Below are 5,652 nucleotides of genomic sequence, written 5' to 3' on the forward strand. Positions count from 1 at the left end.
GAGACCGAGGTGCCGTCCTTCGACACCTATTTCGCCTATCCCGACGCGATGAAGAACCAGGCGAAGCTGCATGTGTTCCGCGATTTCATCATCGCCAAGGCGCGCAGCTGGTCGTTCTGACGACCCGGTCGGGGATGCGCGGACCTGCCGTTAGGCACTTCTAGTCAGCAGCAAAGCGGCCAGGCGATCGCCGAAGAGCGTCAAGACTAGGCCGCCGAGCATGATGAGGGCGCCAATCATCTTGATCGCCGTGGCGGGTCTCGGGGTGACGTTGAACAAGCCAAGATGATCGATGCCCAGCGATGAAAGAAGCTGGCCGGCGATCACGAGGGCCAGCAGGTTCGCCAGTCCGATGCGAGGCGCGAGCAGGACCGTGCTGAAGAGCGCCCCCGCACCCAGAGCCCCGCCGATCAAGTGCCACCAGGGCTCGGATGGCAAGGCTGCAAGCGCGCCTGGCAGCCCGCCCTCGGCCATGGAGATAAGTCCCAGCACAACGGTTCCGCTGGCGAAAGAAAAGAACGCTGCCGCGATGCTGTTGCCACCGAAGTCGCCGGCAAGCTGGCTGTTGATGGCTGCCTGGACGGAGATCGCCACGCCGGCGGCAAATGCGATGAGAAAATAAATCGGCGACATGAGACAAAACCTGTGCCTGGGTGTTCTCGAAAACCAATCGCGGCAGGTCGTGGGCCGAGCCCTCTATATCGCCCAGCAGCCGCAGCCCAGTGCGCCCCAGAACGCCTTCGGATCGCTGACCGGCAGGTTGCTTGACCAGGCCGAGGCATGATCATGACCGTGGATGTTGCATTGGCTCGCGCATCCGCAGGACAACGACAGGCGTTTCATGGATGCCTGCTTGCCGGGCGCGTTGGCGGCCGCGTCGGACGCTGGTCCGAAGTTGCGCGCCGGCGACCAGTCGGGCATGGCGGGGGGAGGCGGTGCTTCGTCAAGACGGGCGAACGTTCCTGCGCCGTAGACGACTTTCCCGCCGACCATTGTCAGATCCGACGTGATGTCCCTGATCTCGGCTTCCGGGCAGGCGAAATAGTCGCGGTCCGGCACCAGAAGATCCGCGAACTGGCCGACTTTTATCTGTCCCTTCCTGCCCTCTTCATTGGAAAACAACGCAACGTTTTCCGTCATCATCCGCAGGGCGGTTTCGCGGTCCAGCCGATTGCTAGGCGGGTAGAGCCGGAAGTCGCCGACCGTCCTTCCCGTCACCATCCAGGCAATAGCGATCCATGGGTTATGGGATGAAACGCGGGTTGCGTCGGTACCCGCGGACGTCTTGGCACCGCTTTGCAATATCTTTGCGAATGGCGGGGTCCGTTCCGCAGCCTTGGCGCCATATCGATCGGCAAAGTACTCGCCCTGATAGGCCATGCGGTGCTGCACGGCGATGCCGCCACCAAGCGCGGCGACCCGCTCGATCGACGCCTCCGAGATCGTCTCGGCGTGATCGAACATCCAGTTCAGGCCAGCCAGGGGGATATCGCGGTTGACCTTCTCGAAGACGTCCAGGGCGCGCGTGATGGTCTCGTCATAGGTGGCGTGCAGCCGCCACGGCCAGCGATTGGCGGCCAGGATGCGCACGACTTCTTCCAGGTCGCGTTCCATGTCCGGCCCGGTCTCGGGCCGTGGCTGACGAAAATCCTCGAAATCGGCGGCGGAGAACACCAGCATCTCACCCGCGCCATTGTGACGGAAGTAGTCGTCGCCTTCCTTGTATTTCGAGGTTTGCGTCCAGTTGAGAAAATCGTCCTTCTCGCCCTTCGGCTTGGTCGTGAAGAGATTGTAGGCGATCCGCACGGTGAGTAGATTGTCGGCGGCGAGCTTGCGGATCACGGCATAGTCATCCGGATAGTAGTGGAAGCCGCCACCGGCATCGATCACCCCCGTTACACCGAACCGGTTGAGGTCGCGCATGAAATGCCGCGTGGAGTTGGCCTGATATTCCTGAGGTAATTTGGGGCCCTTGGCGATGGTTGCATAGAGGATCGTCGCGTTGGGTTTGGCCAGCAGGAGCCCGGTTGGATTGCCGCTGCTGTCCCTGACGATTTCACCGCCGACCGGTTCGGGCGTGTCCCTCGTGTAGCCCACAACGCGGAGCGCGGCGGCATTCAGCAGAATGCGATCGTAGAGATGCGAGATCAAGACTGGCGTATCCGGGGCGATGGCGTTGAGTTCCTCGATCGTCGGAAGGCGCTTTTCGACGAATTGCTGTTCGCTGAACCCGCCGACAACGCGGACCCATTGCGGCGGCGGTGTGATCGCCACCTGCCGCCTCAGCAAATCCATGGCCTCTGCAAGGCTGCGCAATCCATCCCAGCGAAGCTCCAGATTGAAGCTGAGCCCACCGCGGATCATGTGGATGTGGTTGTCGATGAGCCCCGGCAGCACCCGCCGCCCGTTGAGATCAATGATCCTTGTGGCCGGTCCTGCAAGCGGCATGATCTCTTGCTCACGGCCCACAGCCGAAAAGCAGCCATTCGTCACCGCGACCGCGGTCGCGAGAGGATTGGCTTTGTCGAGTGTCGTGAACTGGCCATGCCTCAGAATGAGCTCCGGTTCTGGAAGCTGCTTCATCTCGTCCCTCAAGGGCCGTCTCAACTGTCTGGCCGTCCGGCCGTCAATCCTGTGGCCGGGCACGCGAACGATATTGGTTGTGCGGCCCATCGCCAACCGACCGAACGCTTCCCGGCAAGTTCGCTCAACTGCCCGGTTTGCGATTGCCGAAAAGCTCCACATTTGCATTAGCCGCTCGAAAAACGGCAACCGCATCAACAGCGGAGGTCCCTCGAAGGGAGGAGAAGCCCATCGTTCATCTGGCGCTTCGGAGATTCCGCCAGCCGGTCAATAGCCGACACGTCATTTTCCGTGAATCATCCGGCAAACCGCAGAGAGTGTCTCGAAGCCGCCGGGCCTGTCGGCAGGCTGTCTTCAAGATGAAATGGCATAGGCAGGCAAATACGGGAAGGCGCCAACATGGACGGCTCTAACCTGAATGCTTCCAGATATCCCACCTGTATGGATCAATGTGGCGACCGTGAAATCGTCGCGCGGATTCCCGAGTTGAATTCAATTCAGCGTGCGGTTCGTGAATTGAACGCCATACTAGCAATACTCGGATATGGGTGCCGCAGCGGCGAAGAAGATCGCATTCGACCCAGGCTCACCCGTGTCGTTGCCATGCTCGAGGGGCTGCCGACAGCTGTCGCGCCCACCGCCGGAACTTCGCAGCCGGCTTCGGTTCGGGGTGGGCTCGCCAGTTGGCAACGCCTTGCCGTCGATGCGCTCGTGCGGAGCAACCTGGATAAGAAGCTGTCGCTTGACGACCTGGCTCTGACAACAGGCTTGAGCCAAAGTCATTTTTGCCGGGCGTTCCGGGTGAGTTTTGCATGTTCGCCGATGCAATATGTGCGGTCTATGCGGGTCGAGGTCGCGCAATTCCTGCTGATGACCTCGGATGAGCCACTTTCCCGGATCGCGTTGCTGTGCGGCTTTGCCGATCAGGCGCATTTCTCGCGCACATTCTATGCCATCGCCAGCGAGTCTCCCCAGCGCTGGCGTCGGGCGCAGCTGAAATCCGTCGAACATGCAAATTCGGGATAAATCCCGATCGGATGCGACAATCGCGAAAGTCCAACCCGTGTCATGAGAGTCGAGCTCAGGTCTCTATCTGGCGCTCGGACCGAGGATCGCGGAATGGACGAATACCTTCGCACACTCGAGCTCAGTTTCGCTCCGTATCTCCTGATCGTTGCGCGCTTCTGTCTCGCCGCCGTGTTCCTGTTCAGCGGGTTCGACAAGCTTACCCACTGGAAGGACAGCGTCCAGGAGGTCATCGACCTCGGTTTGCCCATGCCCGCGGTCTTCGTCGTTCTTACAATCGCGACCCAGATTCTTGGCTCGGCGTTGGTCATCTTCAATGTCTGGACTGCGATTGGCGCGGGAGTTCTGGCCGCATTCACGGTTCTTGCAACCCTGCTCGGCCACCGCTTCTGGCTGTCGCACGGGCGGCGAGTGGTGAAGGAGCTGACCACCAGCCTGGAACATCTGGCGATTGTCGGCGGCCTGCTGCTGCTCGTCGTGCAATCCTTGGCACGTTGATCGAAACCCTCGAACCGAAAGGCGTTTCCGTGACGGATTCAGAATGGCCAGCCTGGTTTTTCGTCGAAGAGCAACATGGCCCGTTGCCATTCTTCCTGCACGCGCTGACGATCGTCACCGGGTTGGTCGATGCCGTCAGCTATCTCCGCTTGGGCCATGTCTTCGTCGCCAACATGACGGGAAACGTTGTCTTTCTCGGATTTGCCGTCACGGACCACCTGAATTTCTCCATCCCCGCGTCGCTCACGGCCCTCGCGGCATTTCTCGTCGGCAGCCTTGCCGGCGGACGGTTGGGAACCATGTTCGGGCGCCATCGCGGACGATTGCTGGCCATCGTCACCAGCGCTCAAGTCGGACTGGTCGGTATCGCACTTTTCGTCTCGTTGCTCGGGGCCGCGTTGTCTGACGGAACAGTCCAGTATGGCCTGATTGTGTTGCTGGGCGGCACGATGGGACTGCAGAACGCGACCGCGCGACGCCTCGGCGTGCCGGACATGACCACAACCGTCCTTACATTGACCCTGACGGGGCTGGCCGCCGATTCAATCGGGGCAGGCGGCACAAATCCGCGCCCTGTCCGGCGCATGACCGCGGTCGTCCTGATGTTCATCGGCGCGGCGGCCGGCGCATGGCTACTGTCGATAAGCACCGTTGCTGTTGTGCTCTCGGTGACGTTGGCAGTTCTCGCGCTGGTCTGCGCGGGAACGTTACGGACGCGGCATTCCAGTGCATCCTGGACCAGATGAACCAACATCCAACGAACCTGTGGAGCGTGCCATGGCTGGGGAATTCCAGTGGCCGTGTTCGTCTTGATCATGGATCAGTTGCTCCCCGCCACGGCGTGAGCCGCGGCACCCAGCCCGGCACGTTTCGGCGGTAGACATCGTATTCGGCGCCGTAGCGGCGGCCGAGTGTGGGCTCCTCGTAGAGCTTGACGAACGAGATCATCGCCGCGGCCGCGACTAGGCCGTAGGCGATGACGGCCCAGCTCGAAAACAGCAGCGCCTGGCCGAGAATGATCGACAGTACCGCCACGTACATTGGATTCCGGACGTGACGATAAATGCCGCCGACCACGAGTTTCTCGGTCGGCGCCAGCGGCGCCGGCGTGCCAAGTCCTTCCAGCGCGAAGCGGGCGAAGGCATGAAGCAGGATCGCCGCGGCCCCGACCACTAGGACACAACCTACGGGCACGAAACCTGGGATTGTCGAGAGCGGGGTGCGATAGCGGTCGGTCAACAGCCAGGGCATCAGCCCGGCGACAACCCCAGGCGCAGCGATAAGGAATAACGCACTACCGGCGATCGCCGAAAAAGTCCGCATGGAACCTCCTGCCGCAAAAATAAACGCGGCCTGCTCGAATCCGCATCATTTGGGATTTCACGTAGTCGCAACTCAAAATCGGTCGATCTTGCATATCAGCAACCACTTTAGAGCCGTCGAGGCTGCTGTTTTCGGCGATTTTTCTGGTCCTATCGGCTTCTGGAATGGGTTGGACCACAGCCTGCGTCTTTTTGCATGCGTGTGTTGCAAAATAGATGCTTG

Annotated in this window: 7 protein-coding genes and 1 pseudogene; 4 read left to right on the plus strand and 4 right to left on the minus strand. The window is 61.0% G+C overall.

Translation table 11 applies throughout. The features are described from left to right. A pseudogene (locus Q0L57_RS04470) lies at positions 1 to 120 on the plus strand (LysR family transcriptional regulator); the annotation flags it as partial. A gap of 30 nt (positions 121 to 150) precedes the next feature. Here the strand turns inward: Q0L57_RS04470 and Q0L57_RS04475 are convergent. Beyond that, a complete protein-coding gene (locus Q0L57_RS04475; RefSeq protein ID WP_296738687.1) occupies positions 151 to 633 on the minus strand; it encodes a DMT family transporter in 483 nt (160 codons plus the stop codon). A 63-nt stretch (positions 634 to 696) separates the two neighbouring features. Beyond that, positions 697 to 2,583, minus strand: a complete 1,887-nt coding sequence (locus Q0L57_RS04480; RefSeq protein ID WP_296738689.1) for an amidohydrolase — start codon at positions 2,581 to 2,583, stop codon at positions 697 to 699. A 399-nt stretch (positions 2,584 to 2,982) separates the two neighbouring features. Here Q0L57_RS04480 and Q0L57_RS04485 point away from each other — a divergent pair, with 399 nt between their 5' ends. From Q0L57_RS04485 to Q0L57_RS04495, 3 genes are all read left to right on the plus strand, one after another. After that, positions 2,983 to 3,609, plus strand: coding sequence for an AraC family transcriptional regulator (locus Q0L57_RS04485; RefSeq protein ID WP_296738691.1), 627 nt, complete (start codon positions 2,983 to 2,985; stop codon positions 3,607 to 3,609). A 93-nt stretch (positions 3,610 to 3,702) separates the two neighbouring features. Then, positions 3,703 to 4,107: a DoxX family protein gene (locus tag Q0L57_RS04490; protein ID WP_296738694.1), complete on the plus strand. Its 405-nt coding sequence runs from the start codon at positions 3,703 to 3,705 to the stop codon at positions 4,105 to 4,107. After that, positions 4,104 to 4,853, plus strand: a complete 750-nt coding sequence (locus Q0L57_RS04495) for a YoaK family protein (RefSeq protein ID WP_296738697.1) — start codon at positions 4,104 to 4,106, stop codon at positions 4,851 to 4,853. Before Q0L57_RS04490 ends, Q0L57_RS04495 begins: the two co-directional genes overlap by 4 nt. A 67-nt stretch (positions 4,854 to 4,920) precedes the next feature. On the opposite strand, the gene Q0L57_RS04500 is transcribed toward Q0L57_RS04495, so the two are convergent. Together Q0L57_RS04500 and Q0L57_RS04505 are read right to left on the minus strand one after the other, a co-directional pair. Beyond that, a complete protein-coding gene (locus Q0L57_RS04500) occupies positions 4,921 to 5,430 on the minus strand; it encodes an isoprenylcysteine carboxylmethyltransferase family protein (RefSeq protein WP_296738700.1) in 510 nt (169 codons plus the stop codon). Then, positions 5,402 to 5,652, minus strand: a 251-nt coding sequence (locus tag Q0L57_RS04505; RefSeq protein ID WP_296738702.1) for a hypothetical protein, incomplete at its 5' end; no start/stop codon positions are given. The genes Q0L57_RS04500 and Q0L57_RS04505, both read right to left, overlap by 29 nt.

It is taken from the genome of Mesorhizobium sp. (genome assembly GCF_024509055.1).
Classification (GTDB): domain Bacteria; phylum Pseudomonadota; class Alphaproteobacteria; order Rhizobiales; family Rhizobiaceae; genus Mesorhizobium.